23 protein-coding genes and 2 pseudogenes are annotated in these 24,225 nt (G+C 33.5%); 19 read left to right on the top strand and 6 right to left on the bottom strand.

Features of this window, described 5'->3' with window-relative positions; genetic code table 11:
- A pseudogene (locus tag BM212_RS12730) lies at positions 1-208 on the bottom strand (IS4 family transposase); the annotation flags it as partial.
- Positions 209-376: 168 nt separating this feature from the next.
- On the opposite strand from BM212_RS12730, the gene BM212_RS08610 reads away from it, so the two are divergent.
- The 9 genes and pseudogenes from BM212_RS08610 (at position 377) to pepF (ending at position 9,539) form a co-directional block, all read left to right on the top strand.
- Positions 377-913, top strand: coding sequence for a GNAT family N-acetyltransferase (locus tag BM212_RS08610; protein ID WP_072694503.1), 537 nt, complete (start codon positions 377-379; stop codon positions 911-913).
- A 432-nt stretch (positions 914-1,345) separates the two neighbouring features.
- Positions 1,346-2,752: a protoporphyrinogen oxidase gene (gene hemG / locus BM212_RS08615; RefSeq protein WP_072694504.1), complete on the top strand. Its 1,407-nt coding sequence runs from the start codon at positions 1,346-1,348 to the stop codon at positions 2,750-2,752.
- A gap of 108 nt (positions 2,753-2,860) precedes the next feature.
- Positions 2,861-3,604, top strand: coding sequence for an MBL fold metallo-hydrolase (locus tag BM212_RS08620; protein ID WP_072694505.1), 744 nt, complete (start codon positions 2,861-2,863; stop codon positions 3,602-3,604).
- 14 nt (positions 3,605-3,618) lie between these two features.
- Positions 3,619-4,638 carry a lipoate--protein ligase gene (gene lplA / locus BM212_RS08625; protein WP_072694506.1) on the top strand — a complete coding sequence of 340 codons (1,020 nt, stop codon included), beginning with the start codon at positions 3,619-3,621 and terminating at the stop codon, positions 4,636-4,638.
- Between the two features lie 396 nt (positions 4,639-5,034).
- The gene (gene spxA, locus BM212_RS08630) at positions 5,035-5,442 is read left to right on the top strand and encodes a transcriptional regulator SpxA (protein WP_072694507.1); all 408 of its coding nucleotides are present in this window, start codon (positions 5,035-5,037) and stop codon (positions 5,440-5,442) included.
- A 290-nt stretch (positions 5,443-5,732) separates the two neighbouring features.
- Positions 5,733-6,392: an adaptor protein MecA gene (locus tag BM212_RS08635; protein ID WP_091898096.1), complete on the top strand. Its 660-nt coding sequence runs from the start codon at positions 5,733-5,735 to the stop codon at positions 6,390-6,392.
- 95 nt (positions 6,393-6,487) lie between these two features.
- A pseudogene (locus BM212_RS13015) lies at positions 6,488-7,017 on the top strand (competence protein CoiA); the annotation flags it as partial.
- A 99-nt stretch (positions 7,018-7,116) separates the two neighbouring features.
- Positions 7,117-7,677: a hypothetical protein gene (locus tag BM212_RS13020; protein WP_442914831.1), complete on the top strand. Its 561-nt coding sequence runs from the start codon at positions 7,117-7,119 to the stop codon at positions 7,675-7,677.
- Between the two features lie 44 nt (positions 7,678-7,721).
- The gene (gene pepF, locus BM212_RS08650) at positions 7,722-9,539 is read left to right on the top strand and encodes an oligoendopeptidase F (protein ID WP_091898098.1); all 1,818 of its coding nucleotides are present in this window, start codon (positions 7,722-7,724) and stop codon (positions 9,537-9,539) included.
- 49 nt (positions 9,540-9,588) lie between these two features.
- On the opposite strand, the gene BM212_RS08655 is transcribed toward pepF, so the two are convergent.
- Positions 9,589-10,218, bottom strand: a complete 630-nt coding sequence (locus tag BM212_RS08655; protein WP_091898100.1) for a DsbA family protein — start codon at positions 10,216-10,218, stop codon at positions 9,589-9,591.
- 218 nt (positions 10,219-10,436) lie between these two features.
- Positions 10,437-11,033, bottom strand: a complete 597-nt coding sequence (locus tag BM212_RS08660) for a CYTH domain-containing protein (RefSeq protein WP_072694513.1) — start codon at positions 11,031-11,033, stop codon at positions 10,437-10,439.
- 101 nt (positions 11,034-11,134) lie between these two features.
- Between BM212_RS08660 and yjbM the strand changes: the two genes are divergently transcribed.
- The 5 genes from yjbM to BM212_RS08685 are packed head-to-tail and all read left to right on the top strand — an operon-like array spanning position 11,135 to position 14,789.
- Positions 11,135-11,788, top strand: coding sequence for a GTP diphosphokinase (gene yjbM / locus BM212_RS08665; RefSeq protein WP_072694514.1), 654 nt, complete (start codon positions 11,135-11,137; stop codon positions 11,786-11,788).
- Positions 11,789-11,792: 4 nt separating this feature from the next.
- Positions 11,793-12,605 carry an NAD kinase gene (locus BM212_RS08670; protein ID WP_072696076.1) on the top strand — a complete coding sequence of 271 codons (813 nt, stop codon included), beginning with the start codon at positions 11,793-11,795 and terminating at the stop codon, positions 12,603-12,605.
- Positions 12,595-13,488 (top strand): RluA family pseudouridine synthase, encoded by an 894-nt coding sequence (locus BM212_RS08675; RefSeq protein ID WP_091898104.1) that lies wholly within the window; start codon positions 12,595-12,597, stop codon positions 13,486-13,488. The genes BM212_RS08670 and BM212_RS08675 overlap by 11 nt, the downstream gene beginning before the upstream one ends.
- Complete coding sequence (locus BM212_RS08680; protein ID WP_091898106.1) at positions 13,489-14,487, top strand: ComEC/Rec2 family competence protein; 999 nt, start codon at positions 13,489-13,491, stop codon at positions 14,485-14,487.
- A 59-nt stretch (positions 14,488-14,546) separates the two neighbouring features.
- A complete protein-coding gene (locus tag BM212_RS08685; protein ID WP_072694517.1) occupies positions 14,547-14,789 on the top strand; it encodes a DUF3006 family protein in 243 nt (80 codons plus the stop codon).
- A gap of 47 nt (positions 14,790-14,836) precedes the next feature.
- Here BM212_RS08685 and BM212_RS08690 read toward each other — a convergent pair whose 3' ends face one another.
- Complete coding sequence (locus BM212_RS08690) at positions 14,837-15,268, bottom strand: GNAT family N-acetyltransferase (RefSeq protein WP_091898108.1); 432 nt, start codon at positions 15,266-15,268, stop codon at positions 14,837-14,839.
- Between the two features lie 147 nt (positions 15,269-15,415).
- Between BM212_RS08690 and BM212_RS08695 the strand changes: the two genes are divergently transcribed.
- Positions 15,416-16,507: an AI-2E family transporter gene (locus tag BM212_RS08695; RefSeq protein WP_083540514.1), complete on the top strand. Its 1,092-nt coding sequence runs from the start codon at positions 15,416-15,418 to the stop codon at positions 16,505-16,507.
- A gap of 71 nt (positions 16,508-16,578) precedes the next feature.
- A complete protein-coding gene (locus BM212_RS08700) occupies positions 16,579-18,177 on the top strand; it encodes a peptide chain release factor 3 (RefSeq protein WP_072694519.1) in 1,599 nt (532 codons plus the stop codon).
- A 115-nt stretch (positions 18,178-18,292) separates the two neighbouring features.
- On the opposite strand, the gene BM212_RS08705 is transcribed toward BM212_RS08700, so the two are convergent.
- Entirely contained in the window at positions 18,293-20,560 is a 2,268-nt protein-coding gene (locus tag BM212_RS08705) for an ATP-dependent Clp protease ATP-binding subunit (RefSeq protein WP_072694520.1), read from the bottom strand.
- A 366-nt stretch (positions 20,561-20,926) separates the two neighbouring features.
- On the opposite strand from BM212_RS08705, the gene BM212_RS08710 reads away from it, so the two are divergent.
- The 3 genes from BM212_RS08710 (at position 20,927) to BM212_RS08720 (ending at position 23,909) form a co-directional block, all read left to right on the top strand.
- On the top strand, positions 20,927-21,193 hold the full coding sequence (locus BM212_RS08710) for a phosphocarrier protein HPr (RefSeq protein WP_072694521.1): 267 nt from the start codon (positions 20,927-20,929) through the stop codon (positions 21,191-21,193).
- On the top strand, positions 21,193-22,917 hold the full coding sequence (gene ptsP / locus BM212_RS08715; protein WP_091898110.1) for a phosphoenolpyruvate--protein phosphotransferase: 1,725 nt from the start codon (positions 21,193-21,195) through the stop codon (positions 22,915-22,917). The genes BM212_RS08710 and ptsP overlap by 1 nt, the downstream gene beginning before the upstream one ends.
- Positions 22,918-23,042: 125 nt before the next feature.
- On the top strand, positions 23,043-23,909 hold the full coding sequence (locus tag BM212_RS08720) for an NAD(P)-dependent oxidoreductase (protein ID WP_091898112.1): 867 nt from the start codon (positions 23,043-23,045) through the stop codon (positions 23,907-23,909).
- A 118-nt stretch (positions 23,910-24,027) separates the two neighbouring features.
- Here BM212_RS08720 and BM212_RS08725 read toward each other — a convergent pair.
- On the bottom strand, positions 24,028-24,225 hold a 198-nt coding region (locus BM212_RS08725; protein WP_143744928.1), incomplete at its 5' end, for a transposase.

A 24,225-nucleotide genomic window follows, 5' to 3' on the forward strand; every position in this document is an offset into this window, starting at 1 on the left:
GGTTGACCAACTGTTGATCCAAATGCCGTAGGCTATCGGTTTCATCATTAATCGCATAGAGAAAGAGTTTCAGTACTTTCTTAAACGTTAACTTTTTTGAATAGCGATTAAACTGACCGATAACCTGTCGAGACGTTTCACTTAATTTTTCTAAAGAAATGTACGAAAACCATTTATTTATGGTCATTTTTGTTTTATACTTATCCATGCTATAAGTCCTTTGTTTTGGTCTTGGATAAGTCATCCAACCCCATTATAAAGGACTTTTTTATGTGTTGAAACAGTTAAATTATTTAATGCAACACTAGTGTATAGAAATATATAATGTTATGCATTTATGCTTGTTACTTTCAATAAAATAAAATTGGAGACGAAGATGAAAAATATAGAAATAAAAGTTGTCGATAAAGATAATGAAAAAAGTTTGAGTCTGAAAAATGAATCATTTGAAATTATTGGTGAATTGATCGTGGCAAGAGTTGATGGTCATTGGTTATACACTGAAAATGAGTTTGAGCAAATTACAGAAATGGTATTTCCAGAAGAGAATTATTCATATGACACAGTAATAAAAAATGGTTTTTCTATCGGAGCATATGATAAAGATCGATGTATAGGATTAGCTATATTTGAATACCAATGGAATAGCTACGTTTACCTAAGTGATTTAAAAGTAAGTAATCCATATAGAAATCAGGGAATCGCCAGTAAAATTTTAGATTTTTCGAGAGAAATCATTGCTGAAAAAGGATATAAAGGGATATCAACTATTGCCCAATCTAATAATTTAATTGCTAATCGATTTTACATAAAATATGGATTTGAAATTGGTGGTCTAAATACGCAAAATTATCATTTTACTAACCTGAAAGGAAAAGCGGATATTTATTATTATTTTCAATTAAGTAAGTAGTTGATCTATTCCATGATTTTCAATATATTAAGGATAAAAAATCTTTGTATAAAACAGGTGAAAAATTGAATAATATACGCCCTAAGTAAATTAGAGATGCGTAAATTAATTTTTAAAAAAAACAGATATTAGTCATAAATCCATGATATAATGTGAATACTTGTAGTAATCTCCTTAAAATCAAATGATCAGCATTTTGGCAGTTGGAGTTACCTACAAAACCTTAAAGTTATTAAATACAATATTGTATATTTATAAAGCCTTACATGTATAAATATGTAAGTTTGTTTTAGTCTACTAATATTTATTTAAAACAAGCAAAAGATATGCTTTGGATATCATTATAAGCGCATTAAAACGATTTAGAAAACCTTTATACAGGATAATTTAGAAATAGAGACTCCCTTATATGTATACGGAAGGTATGAGGCAATGAAAAGATCAAAGAAGAGAATAGCCGTTATAGGTACCGGTATTACAGGTCTTACGGCAGCATATCGTTTGAAAAAAATTATTAAAGAAGAAAATTTACCATTAGAGCTTTTAGTCTTAGAAGGATCTATCCGTTCAGGCGGAAAGATACATACCATGAAAATGGGAGAAGACTTTGTAGATATCGGAGCAGAATCTATCGATATTAGAACGGATCATACGTTAGATTTGATAAAAGAATTAGATCTTCAGAAAGAAATGACACATAGTCAAAATGGCAAGCAAGATATCTACGCCTTTAATAAACTTTATCATATTGACAATCCATCTTATAATGGAATTCCTTCTAAACGATCTGACATATGGAAGTATGATATTCTATCTTTTCAAGGTAAAATAACCTACCTTAAAGATACTTATCTGTCTGACACTGAGGTTCATGATAAAACGAGTGTAATGGAATACCTCACTAAAAGAATAGGAACGGAATTAACAGAATATGTTGCAGAACCTTATTTTTCAAAAATCTATGTGACTGATATGGAATCAACGAGTATTGAAGTTCTAAATAAGCAGATAGTTGAATTAGAACAAGAGTATGGAGATCTAACGAAAGCTATAGAAGCAAATCCGAATCTTTTAGACGGTACTGGAAATCAAATATCATTTAAACAGGGATTAGAAACATTGACTACTGCACTGCTGGAAGAAGTTAATGAGCATGTTCTTTTTTCTAAAAAAGTAACAGAAATCAAAAAGAGTATCGAAGGTACGTATATTTTAGATATCAACCATAAAGAACAAGTAAGAGTCGGGGCGGTGGTCGTAGCTACTGATCCTAGTGTTTATAAAGAACTGTTTAATGACCCTGAATTAATTGATTATTTTAAAGATATCAAAACGACTTCTGTGGGATTTTCTATGTTCAGTTTTCCAAAAGGTGCAATAAAAGATGAACCTCAAGGAAATGGTGTTTTATGTTCTAGAAGAAATGATTCTCATATTTCAAGTATCGTTTGGTTGAATAAGAAGTGGAAAAGCTTAGAAAATAAAGAAGAAGAGTTGATAGGTGTCTATTTTGGACGTGGAAACGAAGAAATTATGCTTTCTCTAAGCAATAAACAGATTGAAGAGTTACTACTCAAGGACCTTGAAAGAATACTAGGAATTTCGGCAGAACCGATTTTTCATGTTGTAAAAAGATGGACAAATTCCTATCTTAAATCTTCATTTAAATTCCAGGATGAAAGGCCAAGGTTGCTTGATGCCATCAGAACTGATTATCCTGGTATCTATCTGGCGGGTAACGGAGTTAATGGATTTGGAATTAATAGTTGTATAGAACAGGGAAATGAAGTTAGTGAAAAAGTAATTGCACATCTAAAAAAACAAAATGGTTTATATTGATTGAGAATATATATGTATAACAGCTAAACTATAAGTATTCTATAGTTTTAGCTGTTTTTTTATTTTAATCTGGAGTATTCTAGAATAAATAGGAAAGGAAGATCAAAAATGAGAGTAATCATATTAGGCTACTATGGTGGTTATCCGACTAGAGATACTGGTACTAGTTCATACTTACTGGAATCTGAAGGATATCATTTACTACTTGATGCAGGAAGTGGATCATTATTAGCATTGGAACATCATCTTGATCCACTAGAGTTAGATTCAGTACTGCTTACACACTACCACCATGACCATATTGCTGATTTAGGTGTACTACAATTTACTAGACAGTTAAAAAGAGATGAAGATGGAAATCGAGCTTCTATTTTGCCGATTTATGGACACAGTGATGATAAACAGTCATTTTTAAAAACAACTATGGATGAAGTGAGTCAGGGAATTGACTATACTAAAGAAAAACAAATATCAATCGGTCCTTTTGATATTCTCCATTTAAAAACGCTGCATCCAGTACCTTGCTATGCGTTTAGGATTATTGAAAGGAAAACGGGTAAAGTTATGGTCTTTACAGCAGATTCTGGTTTTATTGAAGAGTTGATTCCTTTAGCAGAAAATGCTGATCTTTTAATTGCAGATTCTAATTTTTTTAAAGGAATGGAAAATCATTCAGTGCATATGACCTCAAAAGAGTGTGGACGGATAGCAAATAAAGCAAATGTGAAAACGCTAGTTTTAAGTCATCTGCCACAAAAAGGGGATCTACAGAAGTTAAGAAGAGAAGCAGCTGAAGAGGCACCTAAGACAAAAACGATTTTAGCAGAAAAAAACTTAGAACTAATAGTATAAAAGGAGTAGTGCAAATGTATTATGTTAAAAACGAAAGAAATGGGCAGGAGATTCATGATGCAAGGATTAATCTTGCTATTGAATACTATCTTTTAAATGAAATTGAGTTAGACGAACCGCTTTTACTTTTTTATATTAATGATAATTCAATCATTGTTGGTAAAAATCAGAATACCTTTGAGGAAGTTAATACTGATTACGTAAATGAACATGACGTAACTGTAGTTAGACGCTTTTCTGGAGGAGGAGCAGTTTATCATGATTTAGGGGTATTATGTTTTTGTTTCTTGACTAAAGATGATGGAAATTCCTTTAGAGATTTCAAAAAATTTACTTCTCCAGTTATCGATGCCCTTCATAAAATGGGTGTAGAAGGAGCTGAGCTAAGAGGACGCAATGATCTAGTTATTGACGATAAAAAGTTCTCTGGAAATGCAATGTACTCAAAAAATGGTAGATTAACAGCTCATGGAACGTTGATGTTTGATTCCGAAATTGAAGCAGTCGTAGGAGCGTTAAGACCCAAAAAGCATAAGTTAGAGTCTAAGGGTATAAAATCTATTAGAAGTCGTGTAACAAATATTAAACCGTATCTAAGTGACGAGTATCAATACATGAACGCTAAAAATTTTAAAGAAAAGCTTTTGTTGAATATATTTCATGTTGATGATACATCAGAAGTCAAAGAGTATAAACTAACAGAGGAAGACTGGGAAAAAATTGATAAGTTTGCTGAAAAATATACAGCTAACTGGGATTGGAATTATGGAAAATCTCCTAAATTTGATTTAGAGCGCAGCGAACGACTATCTGTAGGCACAGTTGAAGTGAAAATGAATGTCAATAGAGGGATTATTAAAGACCTGAAGATATATGGGGATTTCTTTGGATTAGGAGAAATTTCAGATGTCGAAAGTAAATTGATCGGAAAAACCTATGAAGAAAAATCAATACGAGATACTTTCGAAGAAGTAGATATAAATAAATATTTCGGACAAGTTAGCGTAGATGAATTAGTTCAACTATTTTATTGAAAGTTAACATCAAAAATCACTGCATAAAAGTGCAGTGATTTTTTGCTGTAAATGAATAAATACAAATTATATCTTCAAAGAAAGCATTATATAAATAAAGAATTACAGAGATTTAAATACAGAAAATAAAAAAGGATGTGACAAATAACTATCTAGATTGTAATTGTTATAAATAAAAAAGATTTTAATATGCAACAAAGAGTTTTATGGAAAATGCATTAATGTCAACGTTTTTAATGTTTTTTACATAATTATTACATAAAAGTAATATAATATTTGACAAAAAAATGACAAAAGGGGTTTACAAGTGTTCACAATTCGTTTATAGTTATAAATGTAGTCAACAAGCAAGAAAACAAACTACTAATATACAGAAATTGAAGGGAGCAATACATAATGGTCACATTATTTACATCGCCGAGTTGTGCGTCATGCAGGAAAGCAAAAGCATGGTTAGAAGAATACGGGATCCCTTATGAAGAAAGAAATATTGCGTCAACTCCAATTAGTATCCAAGAAATTAAATCAATTATGCGAATGACAGAAGAGGGAACGGAAGAAATTATTTCAACACGCTCTAAAGCTTTTCAACAATTAAATATTGATATTGATGAACTGTCACTAAAAGAGTTATATACATTAATTCAAGATACGCCAAGTTTATTACGTAGACCAATTGTACTCGATGAAAAACGTATGCAGATCGGATATAACGAAGATGAAATTCGTCAGTTTATTCCTAGAGAAGTAAGAGCCTTAGAATTACAAAGAGCCCAAAGATTAGTTGCACTTTCCAATAGCTAGTAATGGTTTAAGTACATTAAAAATTTGTTATAAGATTCGACTTGGTTTTGAACCGTCGAATCTTTTTTTATTTTATGTGAATCATTCGCTTGTATTCGTTTCTTCCATTTTGTATAATAGCAAGAGCGTAGGCTCTTAATGATTCAGCGTTTAAGCTTTATTTTTTTAATAAAACATTTACAATGAAGATATGTAGTTAGAATAATGTTTAAATTAATCCTACGATTCGGCAAACACTATAAACTAATATATATGCCTAACACTGATTAAAGGAATGAGGTGCTAGAAAGATGGAAATCGAACATATCAATGATGATACGATCCGTGTGAAAATAGAAAACAGGGACCTCGAAGAAAGAGGCATTACCTTTCTTGATTTGTTAGGAAACCAAAAACAAATCGAAAGTTTTTTTTACAGCATTCTTGAAGAAGTGGATATAGACGAAGAGTTTCAAGAATCCGATGCTGTTACTTTTCAAGTTATGCCAAATAATAATGGCTTAGAGCTCTTTATCAGTAAGGGTGCTCAATTTAAAGAAGAATTAAATGATGAGATGGATGATGATTCAGCAATGGATCCTGTGAGAATGTTGAATGAAAAGTTATCTCAAAATGTTAAACCAGATGGATTAGAAGAGTATTTAAAAGCTCAGGATGTTAAATCTCGAGAAGTGATTTTTGTGTTTCGAACTTTTGAACAGGTAATTATGATGGCTCAAGAGTTTTCTTTAGAAAGTGGAGCATCTACTTTATACAAATATAAAGATCAGTATTACTTGCACGTTGTATTTTTTGTAGAAGAAATGGTTATAAGAACGATGGAAGTAGAAATAGCCCACATTCTTGAGTTTGGTGAAAAAAGCAGAATTTCTTCAGAAGTATTAGATGAATATGCAGAAGTAATCATGGATAACAGTGCCTTGGAATTGATTAGACACTATTTTAAATAAGAATCTTTATGACCACAGAGCTTATAGTTCTGTGGTCTTTTTTGATTGTTTTTTATTTAATAAAACAGTATTAATAATAGAAAGGAATGGTGAAAATGATAATTGCACTGACGCAGACTAATGAATATATACAAGCTAGTGATAGTAAAGCACCGCTGCTTAAAGGTTTAAGATGTCCAGGCTGTGAGAAAAGAGTTTTTCTTAAGAAAGGTGAAAGTAAGATTCCACATTTTTCACATCATCCTAAAGAAGCTTGTAAGGTATTTTCGGAAGGAGAAACCAGAGAACATCTGGAAGGAAAACTAGCTATTTATAACTTTTTCAAGAAAAAGGGGTATATGGTAAAGTTAGAAGCATATTTAAAAAATTTAAATCAGAGACCAGATATACTCATAGAGAGTAAAAAAAAATTGTAATTGAATATCAGTGTAGCCCAATTCCAGTAGAAAAAGTGATTGAAAGAACAAATAATTATCAATCAAGTGGATATGAAGTATTTTGGATCTTAGGTAATAACCTAAAACCAGGTCCTAGTGTTACGAACTTACAGAAAAGTTTTATTCGAGTACATCCAGTACTTTCCTTTTATATAATGCACTATTCCACAAAGAATCGAAGTCTTCAGATATTAAGTCATATCAAGAGATCTTATGGTAAAAAGTGGCATTATAATTCGTTAACTGTAGAATTAAGTTATTTAATTGACTTAGTAGAAGGAAGCACAATGGAAAAACCGATTCCAGCTACAGATAAGCTGTTTTTTGATTTAAAAGAGATACACTTTAATTTAATGAGAGCCGCACATTATTCTGATCCTAAAATTCGTCAATTTTGTCAGGAATTATATTTAGACAATGAAACATTACTTAACATGCCAGTAGAACTTTATATACCGGTAGAGCATGAATGGCTTATAGAAACGTTAACTTTTCAATGGAAATATTATTTGCTAAAGTGGATAGAAAGTCATCGGATCGGTCAAGTAATTACCATAAAAAAACTTAATAGATTTATTGAACAGCTCACAATAGAAGAGAAGATTAGATGTTATAGAATGCCGTTAATTATTGAAAATAATAGCAAAATGATATTTTATGAATACATGGAGGTGTTAGCTCAACATCATATTATAAAATTGATTCGAAAAAACAAATGGAGTGTACGAAAACGAGCAGAACGTTTTAAGAGTGAAGCAGTGAAGCTAGAAACACTAAGAAAAAGCTCATCAATAAAGTCTTCAAATAATGAACAGTCAAAATATATTGTATATTCTAATGAATTTTAAATTGTGTTATCATTATTTTATAGTTTATATTAGGAGGGGCTTCAATGTCAGAAGTAAAATCTTTACCAAAACGTGAAGAAGTTTCAAAAGAATTAACATGGGATTTGACTGTAATTTTTAAGTCAGATGAAGAATGGGAGAATGCCATTAAAGAAGCTGAGGAAAAGGTTAGAAATGTTTCAAGCTTACAAGGAACACTAGCAAATGGAGCAGAGGATTTTTTAAAAGCACTTGAATCTATTCTTGATGTTTTTCGCTCATTTGGATCAGTATATGTATATTCTCACTTGAAAAATGATCAAGATACATCTAATGGTACTTATCAGGCAATGAATGACCGCGCTCGTTTACTAGCTACTAAAGCCGGAGAAGCAACTTCTTGGTTTGAACCAGAGCTATTGTCTTTATCAGAAGATAAATTAAAAGGATATTTCGAAGAAAAAGAAGAATTGACTGTTTACAAACATTATATTGATCAGCTAACTGCGAATCGAGAGCATGTCTTATCCGCAGAAATGGAAGCATTATTAGCTGGAGCCAATGATATTTTGACAGCTTCTAGCCAGACTTTTAGTGTGTTGAACAATGCGGACTTAACTTTTCCTAAAGTGAAAGGGGAACACGGAGAAGAAGTTCAGCTTTCTCATGGAATGTATGGTCAGTTATTAGAAAGCACAAATAGAGAAGTCAGATCAGAAGCGTTCCGAAAAATGTACGAAATCTATGAAGGATTAAAAAATACATTTGCCAGTACTTTATCTGCAAATGTGAAAAATCATAACTATCAAGCATCAGTACACAAGTTTAATTCCGCTCGAGAAAGAGCGCTCTCTGCTAATCATATTCCCGAATCTGTTCATGAAACACTGATTGATGTTGTTAATGAACATTTACCTTTACTGCATCGTTATATGGAATTGCGCAAAAAGCTCTTGAATGTTAATGAATTGCACATGTACGATTTATATACTCCGATAACAGGGGAAGCAAGTTTAAAATACACCTATGAAGAAGCAAAACAAGAAACACTAAAAGGTCTTGCTCCACTTGGTTCTGAATATAAAAAAGTATTAGAGACAGCTTTTAACGATCGTTGGATCGATGTTGTGGAAAATAAAGGAAAGCGCAGTGGTGCATATTCATCAGGAGATTATGATACTAACCCGTATATCTTATTAAACTGGCATGATTCTCTTAATCACTTATATACCCTAGTACATGAACTTGGGCATAGTGCGCACAGTTATTTTACGCGTGGAAATCAACCGTTTGTTTATGGCGATTATTCAATATTCTTAGCAGAAATAGCTTCTACAACAAATGAAAATATTCTAACCGATTATTTACTGAAAACGACTGAAGATCCTAAAGCACGTGCTTATGTATTAAATCACTATCTTGACGGGTTTAAAGGAACGGTCTTCCGTCAAACTCAATTTGCAGAATTTGAACATTTCATGCATGAAGAAGCGGCAAAAGGAATACCTTTGACTGCAGATTATTTGAGCAAAAATTATGCAGAAATCAACAGTAAGTATTATGGTGAAGCTGTAGAAAAAGATTCTGAGATTCAGTATGAATGGGCTCGAATTCCACATTTTTATTATAATTATTATGTTTATCAGTATTCTACAGGTTTTTGCGCTGCCACTGCTTTAGCAGATAATATTTTGAATGGAGAAGATGACACTCTGGAAAAATATTTAAATTATTTGAAAGCAGGAAGTAGTGATTTTCCAATTGAGGTAATGAAAAAAGCTGGTGTTGATATGACTAATAAAGACTATATTATGAAGGCTATGAAAGTTTTTGAAGAAAGATTGAACGAATTTGAAGATACTCTAAAAGATTTAAATCTCTAATTAAATACAAAAAGAAAAAGCCCTCTTGTGGGCTTTTTCTTTTTAATAATTAAACGGTCTGGAATTTATATTTATTTTTTATCTCTGACATCTCAGAAGTCAGTGAATTATTTGAACATAATCCATGTAATAATTGTTTAGATATAATAGAATCAATACGGTATCCATATTCTTCACCATTTCCAGTGAATAAAACACAAGCAGGTGTATCTTGTACAGACATTTCTTGAGCTAATTTCTGATCTTTAGTAAAAGCTGTTTTAACTAAATCAGAATTAAAATCTTCTTCAAACATTTCAATATCTAATTTAGCTGCTTGTGCACTTTTTAAGACTAATGATTTAGAAAAAGTATTGTTATTTTCGATAATGTTTTTCTGAAGAGTCATTAAAAATTTTCTTGCTTTCTTTTTGCCTTGCATAGAAGCAGCGGCAAAAGCTAAACTAGCATTAAAAGAGTCAGTGTACATCTTATTACGATTTTCAATTGAAGTTTGTACAGCCTTCTCATTTAAAAGTTGTTTTTTCACTGAATTAAAATTTAAAAGGGGTACAAAGCTGATTTTTACTCTTTCATCTCTTTCTTTAGAAAAAGCTTCTATAGTTTCTTCTGCATCAAAACTATTTGCCCCTAAAGGATTAATGAATAAAAAAATTTCTATAATATTATTTAATGCCATTCTATACTCACCTTACAATAATTTATTTTGTTAATTTGCTGTCTACAATACTTAATAGTTTGTCCAATTAGTAATATATAAATTTAGGATAACTTCTGTGATTCCTCTTTACATTTACTAGATTAACAAAGACGAGAAAATATTAATAATCATCTGCATAGATTTTGTCATAAAATTTATTGGTATGTGACAAATTCGTCACAATTGCATCCTTGTTTTCAGACTTCAGTATCTTTTGAATGTATTGCATTAAAAGCACGCATAATTTTGTTTGGTGTTTTTCGCTTAGGGATTTCGTAGTTTTTCATTAAATCATCAATAAGCTGATTTCCTTCTTCTGCACTTGAACTTTCTACTTCTAATTCATAATCAACTTGGTTAGCGTAGTAATTTTTATCTAGTACAATAATACTATTATTATTTTTTTGTTCGATGCGTTCAGTTCTTAAATTTGCAAAAATTTTTAGAGGAATGTTAGTATCCAGACCATATGATCTTAAAATATCAGCGATACTATCTGAAGTATAATATGCATTGCTTTTTATAATTTGCTGAGCTTCTAATAAACTTATTGCTATATTTGTTTCAAGTAAGTGTTCTTTATGCGGAGATTTCAAAGTGATTTCAGCATGGGTGTTTTTTATTCTGATTCGTAAGGCCAATTTTTTCTTTTTTAAGTCAAAGTTTATTGTGTCAAAGTAGATATTTTCTTGAGAAAAAATATTTTGAGTTTTTAAATTTAAACCTTTAAATAAATCCATATATTCTTTTTCTGTTAATAAGTTTTTAAATTCAATTTCGATATTCTGATCCATAGCTATCCTCATTCCGGGGTCTCTATTACGGTTTTATCCATAAATATGGTACAATAGATTCGATAAGAATGAAAGAAGGAAATGAAAAGAAGGTAATATAAATGGATAGAGACTGGGAATTATTTTTACTTCCATATACTCAAACAGTGAATGAATTGAAAGTAAAACTTAAAGGGATTAGAACATCTTACCAACTTAGCAAACAACATGGACCGATTGAATTTGTGACAGGTCGTGTGAAACCTGTTAACAGTATCTTATTGAAATCTAGAACTAGAAATATTTCTTTGGAAAAGTTGGAAACGGATATGGAGGATTTAGCAGGTATTCGCATCATGTGTCCGTTTGTAGAAGATATTTATGATGTGGTGGATCTTCTGAAAAATCGTCATGATTTTAAAGTGGTTCAAGAAAAAGACTATGTAACTCATAAAAAAGATAGTGGATACCGGTCTTATCACTTGATCTGTGAATACCCTGTACAATTGATTGATGAAGTAAAATATATTTTAGTTGAAATACAGATTAGAACTTTGGCAATGAATTTTTGGGCATCAATTGAACACTCATTGAATTATAAATATCAAGGTGAATTTCCGCATGAAATTAACTTAAGGCTTCAAAAAGCTGCGGAATCTGCATTTCAATTAGATGAAGAAATGTCGACTATAAGAGAAGAAATAAAGGAAGCACAGAGTAATTTCAGGTTTAAAGATGGTAAATCGTCAATTGAAAGAAATAAGTGGAAGGAATAGTATAGTGAGAGTAGCAATCGTATATAATTCAACTGGAGAATCAAATAAAGTATATAAGAAACTACGTGCAATGCTGGAAGAAAATCAGTTTGTTATTGATCAGAAAAATCCTACGATTGTCATTTCTGTTGGCGGAGATGGAACACTATTATCCGCTTTTCATCGCTACGCTCACATTTTAAATCATGTTCGTTTTATTGGAGTCCATACGGGGCACTTAGGTTTTTATACGGATTGGCGCGAATATAATATTGGTGAGTTGATTGAAAGCCTAAAGAAAGACAATGGAGAATTTGTACAGTATCCATTATTAGACGTTGAGATTTATTTCAAGAACAAAACAGCACCTGCGCATTTTCTTGCGCTTAATGAATCTACAATCAAGCGGGTTGATGGAACTTTAGTTTGTGATGTTTACATTAGAGATGAACAATTTGAGCGTTTTCGTGGTGATGGATTGTGTATCTCAACTCCTACTGGATCTACTGGCTATAATAAATCCATTGGTGGTGCAGTATTACATCCTCGGCTGGAAGCTCTTCAGTTGACGGAAATGGCTTCATTAAACAATCGTGTATTTCGTACTTTGAGCTCTCCCATGGTCATAGCACCTGATGAATGGATCAAAATTATTCCTATTGATACGGCAGACTTCGTTTTTACAATAGACCAAGTAGTGACTACTGAATCAGAAGTTGCTGAACTAAGATTTAAAATCGCTGATGAGCGAATTCGGTTTGCCCGTTACCAGCATACTCATTTCTGGAATCGTGTAGAAGATGCATTTTTGGGAGCGAGAAAAAGAAATGATCATTGAATGGAAATACAAAGAAACTGAACCAAGAACATTAAAAGCCTTTTTAAAAGAAAAGAAAGTATCGAAAAAAATGCTTGCGAAAGTAAAATTCAGCGGTGGTCAGCTGCAAGTAAATGGCGAAGAGGTGAGGGTAAGACATACTCTGAATGCTGGAGATACTATTCGAATGTCCATACCGATAGAGCCTGCTAATCCTCATTTGAAACCATCTGAAAAATCTTTAGATATTTTGTTTGAGGATGAATATTACCTAATTGTAAATAAACCAGCCGGAGTAGCATCCGTTCCTTCTTCAACACATCGAGAAGATACAATGGCTAATAGAATCAGGGGATATATTGAAAAAAAACAATACATGCATAAAACCGTGCATGTGGTAACTAGACTTGATAGAGACACTTCAGGAGCAATGATTTTTGCTAAGAATGCACTTGCTCATTCAATGATTGACCAAAATATGAGAAAGCAAGAAGTTGAAAAGCTTTATCAAGTGATCATTTCTGATGTGATGACTGAAAATCATAGTTTTATTGAGGCGCCCATAGGACGGACAACGGATTCAATTATTACACGAAAAGTGAGAATAGATGGAAAACCTTCGTTAACAGAATACTGGGTAGAAGAAAGGTTTAACAATGCTACGTTAGTCAAAGTGAAGTTACACACTGGTCGAACCCATCAGATCAGAGTGCATTTTTCTCATATTGACTGCCCTTTATTAGGAGATGATTTGTACGGAGAAAAGAGTGGATATTTCTATAGACAGGCACTTCATTGTAGTGAATTAACATTCAAACATCCGTTCACTGAACAGTTGCTACAGGTATATGCACCACTTCCAAATGATTTAAATGAACTGATCGAAGCACTGCGAGGTAAATAAATGGTTAGAAAGAAAAAATTAACTAAAAAACAAAAACAACAACGCATACAGCTTGTTTTCACAACACTACTATTAGGTGTTGCTTTTTTAATGGGGCTGTTTTTCGGAGATGATTCTTACAATATCGATTACTTTTCACGTAAATTTGAAAATATGAGAACCGATGTAGCTTCTGTTTTTTCAAATTTGGGTAGTCAAACAACTGGTGAAGTACAAGATATTGAAGGAACAATCCATTTTTTTGATGTGGGCCAGGGCTCCTCTACCTTAATGCAAGCTAACGATGGAACGAACATCTTGATAGATACAGGTAGATATGATGATCCTGATAAAAAAATTATCAAGTATCTGGATCAGTATATAGGTACTGGCGGAACAATCGATCTTTTGATTTTTACACATAACGATGCAGATCACATAGGTAATGGGGATTTAGTTCTTGATTATTATAAAGTAAATGAAGTTTGGATGAATGGTGTTGACCATACTACGAAGATTTATGAAGATGTATTAGATGCTATAGAAGAATCAGATACACTTTATCATGAACCGAAAGCGAATGAAGAAAAAATTGTTGGCCCTTTTAAAGTTGAAGTTTTCAGCCCATTCAAAACAGCTGAAACAGATGACCAGAATGAAGAATCTATCGTCACAAGAACAACATTAGACGGTGTCAGAACTACAATAACAGGAGATGTTTCTTCTAATGTTGAGAATCGATTAATTAAACAGTACTATGATTTGAAAACGGATATTCTTTTAATCGGACATCATGGATCTCATGATAGTACTAGTAATGAATGGCTGGATGCTACAGATCCGCGAGTTGGAGTCATACAAGCGGGGGCAGATAATACTTACGGTCACCCACATGAAGAGACCTTGGAGCGTATAGAGCAAAACGACATTCCTCTTTATAATACGATTAATAATGGAACAATTACTGTAAAGTTGAATGGATCTGACAAGTTGGATATAGAAGTAGAAAAAAATGAGTGAATATTTAACTATCTATTATCTAGAAGGTTCTAAATATGTAATCAGACAAGGTGGTAGCTATGAAAGTAGTTTTTGAATCTTTAGAAAATAATCTGGCTAAATTGGTCCCTGATAGTAAAAGTGATGAAATCATTGTTAGAAAAGAAATGTTACCTAAAGGCTGTAAAATTGGGGATGTTTTAGAGATAGAACAATCTGATAAAGATGCCGAAGTATCTGTGAAAATACTACGATCAGAGACAAAAAAAAGATTCCAGGCTAACAAGGAAAAAAGACAAAGATTGCTAAAAAGAAAACACTGAACAATTATTCATTGAACAGTGTTTGATAAGTACAATACTTTTTTTGCTTAAATTTTCTTAACCATTCTGTGATGAGGAATACCAGCGTCCATAAAACCTTCACCTTCTACAGAAAATCCGGATTTTTCATAGAAAGGAATAGCTTGATCTTGAGAGTCTAATATCATAATTTCTGCATCTTTGGAGCGAATATACTGTTCTAATTCTTCCATCAGTTTTTTTCCAGAACCAGTTTTTCTTGCATCTCTAATAACGGCTACTCTCTGAATTTTGAATATATGAGGTGCTTTTTCGTAAATTCTAGCTGTAGCAGATGGAACTGAATTGATATAGCCTACGAGATGAAATGTTTGGTCTTCAAGGTCATCAATTTCTAGTTCCGGTTCTACATGCTGTTCTTTTACAAATACCTCTTTTCTAATGTGTATAGCATCTTTGTATACCTCACTTGATATATCTTCGGTCCATAAAAATTCCATAAATTATTCTCCCCCCTGTCTAGATTTTTATAATTTTATCATTAAATTTGTATTTTCGTCAATTAATCGTGATAACTGCCTCTTTAATTTAAGTAGTAGCTGTCATATAATAGGATGTAGTCAATAAATGGTAGAGGAGAAATGTAAGTGATAAATTGGCAAAATTCAAAAATAATGTTCTGGACTGTATGGTTTTTAGCAGTAGCATTGTTAATATTCATTCTTCAACAGATAGATTTCATTTTAAATCCTCTATTAGCTATCTTAACTTCATTATTTATGCCTTTATTGATAGCGGGCTTTCTATTTTATTTATTAAACCCTATTGTTAAATTACTTGAAAAAATAAGAGTGAAAAGAATATATGGAGTATCTCTAGTAATGGTATTGCTTGTGGGGATAGTTGTTCTCACAATTCTAAGAGGTATTCCAATGTTAGTAGAGCAGACAAGTCTGCTTATTTCTGGTATACCTCAATTTATTAACGAACTTGATTTTTATTTTCGGAAACTGTCTGAAGAGTCATGGATGGAACAAGTCGATTTTGATGCAATTCTTTTTAATATAGATACGTGGTTACGTAATTTGGGCACTGGATTTTTAGATGGTATGGTAACGAGTGTAGGTGGTGTAATCCAAAGCTTAACTCAATTTTTATTTTTATTTATCACGGTACCTGTTATTTTATTTTATATGCTATATGATGGCCATAGATTCCCTAGTTATATTGAAAAAATCAGCCCTGAACATTTTAAAAAGAATGCCAAGGAGTTAGCGCTTCAAATCAATGAAACGATAGCCAGCTATATTAGTGGAAAAGGAATGGCTTCATTACTTGTTGGAATTATTCTTTTTGTCATGTATACTATAGCTGATTTTCCGTCTGCATTTTTACTCTCTGTGTTTGCTGCAATTACTAATTTCATCCCATACGTGGGTCCATTTTTAGGAGCAGCACCTGCAATTGTAGTTGGGTTGATTGACTCTCCTGCAAAAGCAGTATTAGCAGCAGTCTTTGTATTGATTGTACAACAATTAGATGGTAATTTATTCACTCCATTTTTAGTGGGAAAATCACTTTCGATACATCCTCTTACAGTTATATTGATATTATTGGCATCAGCAGATATTGCCGGATTACTCGGAATGTTAATTGGGGTTCCTGTATTTGCAATTATTAAAACGATTGTTGTTTACGTTATAAAAATCAAAAAAGAAAAGAAAATTACGTTATCTTAGCTGAAAACCTGTGATACGAGCAAGAGAACTGTTTGATTAGAAGGAAATAATTATAAATAAAGGAAGTTATTATGACAAACGAAACAAAAGAAAACAAACAATTGAAAAAAGAAGTAGAGTCAAGAAGAACATTTGCTATTATTTCACATCCGGATGCTGGTAAAACGACAATAACTGAACAATTGCTTTTATTCGGTGGAGCAATCAGGCAAGCCGGTACTGTAAAAGCTAAAAAGTCAGGTAAATTTGCAAAGTCAGACTGGATGGAAATTGAGAAGCAAAGAGGGATTTCCGTTACCAGTTCCGTAATGCAGTTTGATTATGATGGAAAAAGAATCAACATATTAGATACACCCGGACATGAGGATTTTTCTGAGGACACATACCGTACCTTAATGGCAGTAGATGCTGCTGTTATGGTAGTAGATAGCGCAAAAGGGATTGAAGAACAAACTAAAAAATTATTTAAAGTTTGTCGTATGCGTGGGATACCAATCTTCACATTTATGAATAAGTTAGATCGAGACGGAAGAGAACCATTAGAATTAGTAGAAGAACTTGAAGAAGTTCTTGAAATTGATGCATACCCAATGAACTGGCCGATCGGATCAGGGAAAAATTTCCTGGGATTATATGATTTGTATCATAACCGCATTGAAATGTTTCGCCCTGATGAATCAAATCATGGAGAACGTTTTATACCTTTAAATGAAGAGGGCTCAATTGAAGGAGAGCATCAACTAAAACAAGAAAGTCTGTACGACCAAGTATTAGAAGAAGCAATGCTATTGAAAGAAGCGGGAAATGATTTTTCTGAGAAAGCAATATTGGATGGTGAATTGACACCTGTATTTTTTGGATCTGCATTGACTAACTTTGGCGTTCAGACTTTTCTGGAGACATTTTTACAGTTTGCTCCAGCACCGACTGAACATATTGATATAGACGGTAGAAAGGTTTCACCTAATAAAGAAGAGTTTTCTGGCTTTGTCTTTAAAATTCAAGCAAATATGGACCCAAAACATCGTGATCGTATTGCGTTTGTACGAATTTGTTCTGGAGACTTTGAAAGAGGAATTGATGTTACTCTAACTAGGACAGATAAAAAAATGAAATTGTCAAATTCCACACAATTTATGGCTGAGAATAGAGAATCTGTTAAAGGGGCCGTAGCAGGAGATATCATCGGGTTATATGATACTGGCAACTTCCAGATTGGAGATACAATCTACGAAGGAAAGCAGGCGATTGAATTTGAAAGCTTGCCACAATTTACACCAGAATTATTTATTAAAGTAGAACCGAAAAATGTTATGAAGCAAAAATCTTTCCATAAAGGAATTAATCAATTAGTTCAAGAAGGTGCTATTCAGCTATACAAAACCTACCATACTGAAACGTACATCATTGGCGCGGTAGGACAATTGCAATTTGAAGTTTTCCAGCATCGTATGCTGAATGAATATAATTCAGAAGTTGTCATGACCTCAATAGGCAGTCGAATTGCTCGCTGGATTAATCCGGAACAATTGGACGAAAATATGGGATCAAGTCGTAACATGCTGGTTAGAGACAGATTTGATAGACCTTTATTCTTGTTTGAAAATCAATTTGCAGAGCGCTGGTTCAGCGATAAATATCCAGATGTTGAATTAACATCACTTCTATAAAAAGTTACAATATATTTATTATGTTTATGTAAAAAACACATGGAGCTCATTAACCAAGTAATTGGTCAGTAAGTCTCATGTGCTTTTTTATTTGTCCATTATAAGGGATTTACTTTTATTCTTCTGAAGAACTTTGATTCTTATCTATTGGATTGTCGTATTTATCTTCAGCAACTGATTCTTGAGATGCAGCCACTTTTTCAATAACTATGGCATCATCATCATTTACTGTTGCCTTGATATTACTTGCGCCCGGATGGTTCAAGTAGTACTCCGCAACTTTATCTTCGATTTGTTCTTCGATTACTCTACGAAGTGGACGGGCTCCCATTTTAGGATCATATCCTAAATCTACTAGTTTTTCTTTAGCTTTATCATCGACTGTTACTGTTATATTATGTTGTTTCAATGCATCATTGATTTCTTCTAACATTAACGAAACGATTTCCATAAGATGTTCTTTTGATAAAGAATGGAATTCCACAATACCATCTAGACGATTCAAGAATTCTGGTTTAAAGAATTCACCAAGGTTATTGAGTAGTGAATGTTGTTTTCCACTTAATTGTGCTCCAAATCCTACGCTTGATTCAACGTTTGTTGTTCCGGCATTACTTGTCATGATAATAATTGTTTCTTTGAAATTAACTGTACGACCTTGTGCATCAGTTAATCTTCCATCATCCAAAATCTGTAAGAACATGTGCAGTACATCAGGATGGGCTTTTTCCACTTCATCAACTAAAATCAAGCTGTATGGATTGCGGCGGATTTTTTCAGTTAATTGCCCAGCTTCATCATATCCAACGTAACCTGGAGGAGAGCCTATTAGTTTAGAAGTACTGTGTTTTTCCATATATTCACTCATATCCAAGCGGACGTATGAGTCTTTACTACCGAATAATTCAAGCGCTAATGTTTTAGCTAATTCAGTTTTACCAACACCTGTAGGACCTACGAAAAGAAAAGAGCCGATTGGACGATTTTTCTGTCTTAGGCCAATACGATTTCTACGAATCGCCTTAGCTACTTTTTCAACAGCATCATCTTGTCCAATTACATGATTACGCAGAGACTGATCTAAGTCTCGTAATTGTTCTTGTTCTTTTTCTTTTAATTCTCCAACAGGAATACCTGTTTTTTGCTCGATGATATGAACCATATCTTTTTCTGAGATTTCAGGTAAATCTGAATCGGGTGTTTGCTGATCCAGCATTTCTTTATGCTTAGTTACTTGATCACGGTAAAATGCTGCTTTTTCATAATCTTCTTGTTGTAATGCTGCTTGTTTTTGCTTTTCAGCTTCATCTATTTTTTGTTTGATTACTGCTGGGTCTACTGTACGGATGGTCAAATTTTTCTTAGATCCAGCTTCATCGAGTAAATCAATCGCTTTATCGGGTAAGAAACGATCTTGAATATAACGATGAGATAATTCCACTGCACTTTGTATTGCTTTATCAGTGTAGTGAACATGGTGATAATCTTCATATTGTTTTTGAATCCCTTTTAATATTGTAATGGTTTCTTCTGGAGTCGGCTCATTGACTCTAACTGGCTGCAAACGTCTTTCGAGTGCAGGATCTTTTTCGATCTTTCTGTATTCATTCAAAGTCGTAGCGCCAACCATTTGCAGTTCCCCACGTGCAAGAGCAGGTTTTAAAATATTTCCAGCATCCATACTGCTACCTTCAGCAGTGCCGGCGCCCACTAATTCATGAACTTCATCAATAAACAGAATAATAGAATCATTTTCACGCAATTCTTTTATCAATTGCTGCATGCGTTCCTCGAATTGTCCTCTTATACCTGTTCCTTGAACGAGAGAAGCAACATCTAAGCGAATTACTTCTTTATTCAATAATTTTTGTGGAACTTCATCATTTACAATTTTAAGAGCCAAACCTTCTACGATAGCAGTTTTACCAACACCTGCTTCTCCAGTTAAAACAGGGTTGTTTTTTGTACGACGATTTAAGATTTCGATAACTCTTTCTATTTCTTTATCTCGGCCAATGACAGGGTCAATTTTCCCTTCTTTAGCCATTTGTGTTAGATCTACACCATATTCTCCAAGCAAGCCGCCTCTTCCTGAAGCGTTGTTGCGAGGTGGCTGTTGACCATTTCCTCGGAATGCCTGGTTTGGTGGAGTCTGCTGATTAGGATTTTGAGTGTTGCCTTGAGAGATTGCTCTAAAGAGATCATCAAAGTTTCCAAAACCAAATGGGTCTTGAGCATTTCCTTGATTCATTCTACCTTGCTCCTCTTGTTGTCTGATTTCTCTATAACATTTCTGACATAAGTCAATTTCACGATTTCTCCCATTGATACTTGTGGTTAAATGAATAGTTGCATTGCGTTGCATACATCTTTGACATATCATGCTGCTGCACAACCTTTCTTTTAGTTCTATTATCTAGTTTTATTATACTAGTCTATCTGCAAAAGGTCAGTTGAAAACAACTATTTTAAACAATATTTTACAAAGAAACATCTACATAAAGTTGTTTTGACCAAATTTGACCTATTGCTAATTCTTATTATACTCTGACCTATTTTGCCTTTCAAGTGATAAATACCTCGAAATAGTAAAAAATAGTTGTAGGGTTATCAGAAAAATGGTAATCTGTATAGGAAGAAAGGTGAATAATGACTTATTATGCCGTTTTTCTAGTTTTATCTAACTATAAGACGGATGTTTTATTCACTATTTTCAAAAACTATTATATTTGTAAAGGGGAAACTATCAATGGAAAAACGTAGCTATAATGTAACAGCAGAAACTGGTATTCACGCACGTCCAGCAACATTACTTGTACAAACTGCAAGCAAATACAACTCAGATATTACTTTAGAATATAAAGGTAAATCTGTTAACTTGAAATCAATCATGGGTGTTATGTCACTTGGAGTTGGTCAAGGCGCAGACGTTACAATTTCTGCTGAAGGTGCAGATGAAACAGAAGCAATTGAAGGAATCGAACAAACAATTAAAAATGAGGGAATGGCTGAATAATGGCATCACAAGTATCTGGTATTGCTGCAAGTGATGGTATTGCTCAAGCTAAAGCTTATTTATTAGTAGAACCTGATTTATCATTTGACAAAAAGACGATTTCAGATGTGGAATCTGAAGTTAATCGTTTACAGGCTGCTATCGATACAGCTAAAGAAGAGCTTGCTAACATTCGATCTATTGCAGCAGAGTCACTTGGAGAAGAAGAAGCACAAGTGTTCGATGCACATGCAATGGTGCTTTCTGATCCGGATTTGATTGATCAAACAAACACAGTAATCAAAGATGAAAAGGTAAATGCTGAAGCAGCTTTGCAACAAACATCTGATAATTTCATTACAATTTTTGAAGCGATGGAAGATAATCCTTATATGCAAGAAAGAGCAGCAGATATACGGGACGTACGTAAACGTGTTATGTCTCATTTGCTGAATGTAAAACTTCCAACTCCTGCTACAATTGATGAAGAAGTCATCATTATTGCAGAAGATTTGACGCCAAGTGATACTGCTCAACTAAATAAACAATATGTAAAGGCTTTTGTGACTAACGTTGGTGGACGTACTTCTCACTCTGCTATCATGGCTCGTTCATTAGAAATTCCTGCAATCGTAGGAACGAATAATATTACAGAAATGGTTTCAGAAGGAGACTTTTTGGTAGTAGATGGTATGGAAGGTGATGTTTTCATCAATCCTTCAGAAACTACTATTGAAACATACAACAAAAAAGCAACTGAATTTGCAGAGTTGAAACTTGAGTGGGACCGCTTGAAAGATGAGAAGAGTGTTACTAAAGACGGTAAACACGTTGAACTGGCGGCTAATATCGGAACTCCTAAAGATTTAACTGGAGTAATTGATAATGGTGGAGAAGCAATCGGATTGTACCGTACAGAATTCTTATATATGGATTCTAAAGAATTGCCTACTGAAGATGAACAATATACTGCTTATAAAGCGGTTTTAGAAGGTATGGATGGGAAACCTGTTGTGGTTCGTACGATGGATATTGGTGGCGACAAAGAACTTCCTTATTTAGAATTGCCTAAAGAAATGAATCCATTTTTAGGATATCGTGCAATTCGAGTTAGTTTGGATCAAGACGAGGTTTTCCGTACTCAGATTCGCGCATTATTGCGTGCTTCAGTACATGGAACTTTGAGAATCATGTTCCCAATGATTGCAACTCTTCCTGAATTTAGAGATGCTAAAGCAATCTTAGAAGAAGAAAAAGCTAACTTAGTCAAGGATGGCATAAAAGTTGCAGAGGATATTCAGGTAGGAATCATGATCGAAATTCCAGCTGCAGCTGTATTGGCTGATCAATTTGCTAAAGAAGTTGATTTCTTCAGCATTGGAACAAATGATTTAATTCAATATACTATGGCAGCTGATCGCATGAATGAACGTGTTTCTTACTTGTATCAACCTTATAATCCTTCTATTTTACGTTTGGTCAAAAACGTAATAGATGCAGCACATAAAGAAGGTAAATGGGCAGGCATGTGTGGAGAAATGGCTGGAGATCAAATTGCAGTTCCTCTACTAGTCGGTCTAGGTCTTGATGAGTTCTCTATGAGTGCAACAAGTATTCTTAAAACTCGTAGTTTACTAACTGACCTTGATACTGCTGAAATGAAAGAATTAAGTGATAAAGCACTTAACGAATGCACGACAGCGGAAGAAGTCGTTAAATTAGTAGAAGAATATACTTCTAAATAATAATTTACACTTTAAGAGAGTTGACTCTCTTAAAGTGTTTTTTTTAAAAGAATAGTGAATCTGCTTTATACATAAAAGATTTAAGTGATATAATAATTAAAATAAAGTAAAAGAGGAGAGTTAAAATGAAAAAAATCGGGTTTATCGGAACAGGAGTCATGGGTGCATCAATTGTAAAACATCTATTATCTGCAGGATATGAAGTCAATGTGTACAATAGAACGAAAAATAAAACAGATGAATTAGTAGAGCTTGGAGCTATATGGAAAGATACACCAAAAGATATTGCTCAGACGAGTGAACTGATTTTTACAATGGTCGGATTTCCAGAGGACGTAGAAGAAGTATATTACAGTGATAATGGGATTTTTAGTGGGGTACAATCTGGTTCAATCTTGATTGATCTTACAACGAGTCAGCCATCATTAGCCGAAAAAATATATAAAACGGCTAAAGAAAAAGGTGTCTCTGCTTTGGATGCTCCTGTATCAGGTGGAGACCTAGGAGCAAAAAATGGAACTGTAACCACAATGGTGGGTGGAGATGAAGAAGATTTTGAAATAGTGAAACCTGTATTTACGACATTTTCAGGGACGCTGGAATTGCAAGGCCCTGCCGGTAGCGGACAGCATACAAAAATGGCGAACCAGATTATGATTGCTGGCACAATGACAGGTTTGACTGAATTATTAGTCTATGCAAAAGCAGCAGGATTAAACTTGGAAAAAGTTCTCAAAACTGTTGGTGGTGGAAGTGCAGCCAATTGGTCTCTACAAAATTACGGCCCAAGAATCTTGAAAGAAGATTATTCAGCAGGATTTTTTGTGAAGCATTTTATCAAAGATCTGGGAATTGCGTTAGATGAAGCGAATAAGCTTGGATTGAACCTTCCTTCAACTCAGAACGCGAAGAAGCTGTATGACCAGTTAAAAGATAATGGTAATGGTGATGATGGTACTCAGGCTTTAATTAAACTTTGGTGGGAAAAGTAATTTTAGGTAGACAAAAAAAGAGGCTGGGACAAAAGTCTCTGAAAGTCTTTAAATATAGAGAACCCCTGAGAAAATTGTAGAATACAATTCTCTCAGGGGTTCTACTTACTGAATGATTCTATTTTTTCTTTCTTTTATTATATTTTCGTAGGTTATTAGCCATGAAGATCAGATTCGTTTCATTTTCTACATTCGATTTTCCACGAACTGAAAATCGAGTGAACCTCAAATTGGCCTTCACCTGTCCGAAAGTTGGTTCTACATCAATTTTACGTTTACCATAAAATTGAGTCCCTTCTTCTGACGAAAGCTTTTC

The organism is Marinilactibacillus piezotolerans (assembly GCF_900114235.1).
Lineage (GTDB): Bacteria > Bacillota > Bacilli > Lactobacillales > Carnobacteriaceae_A > Marinilactibacillus > Marinilactibacillus piezotolerans.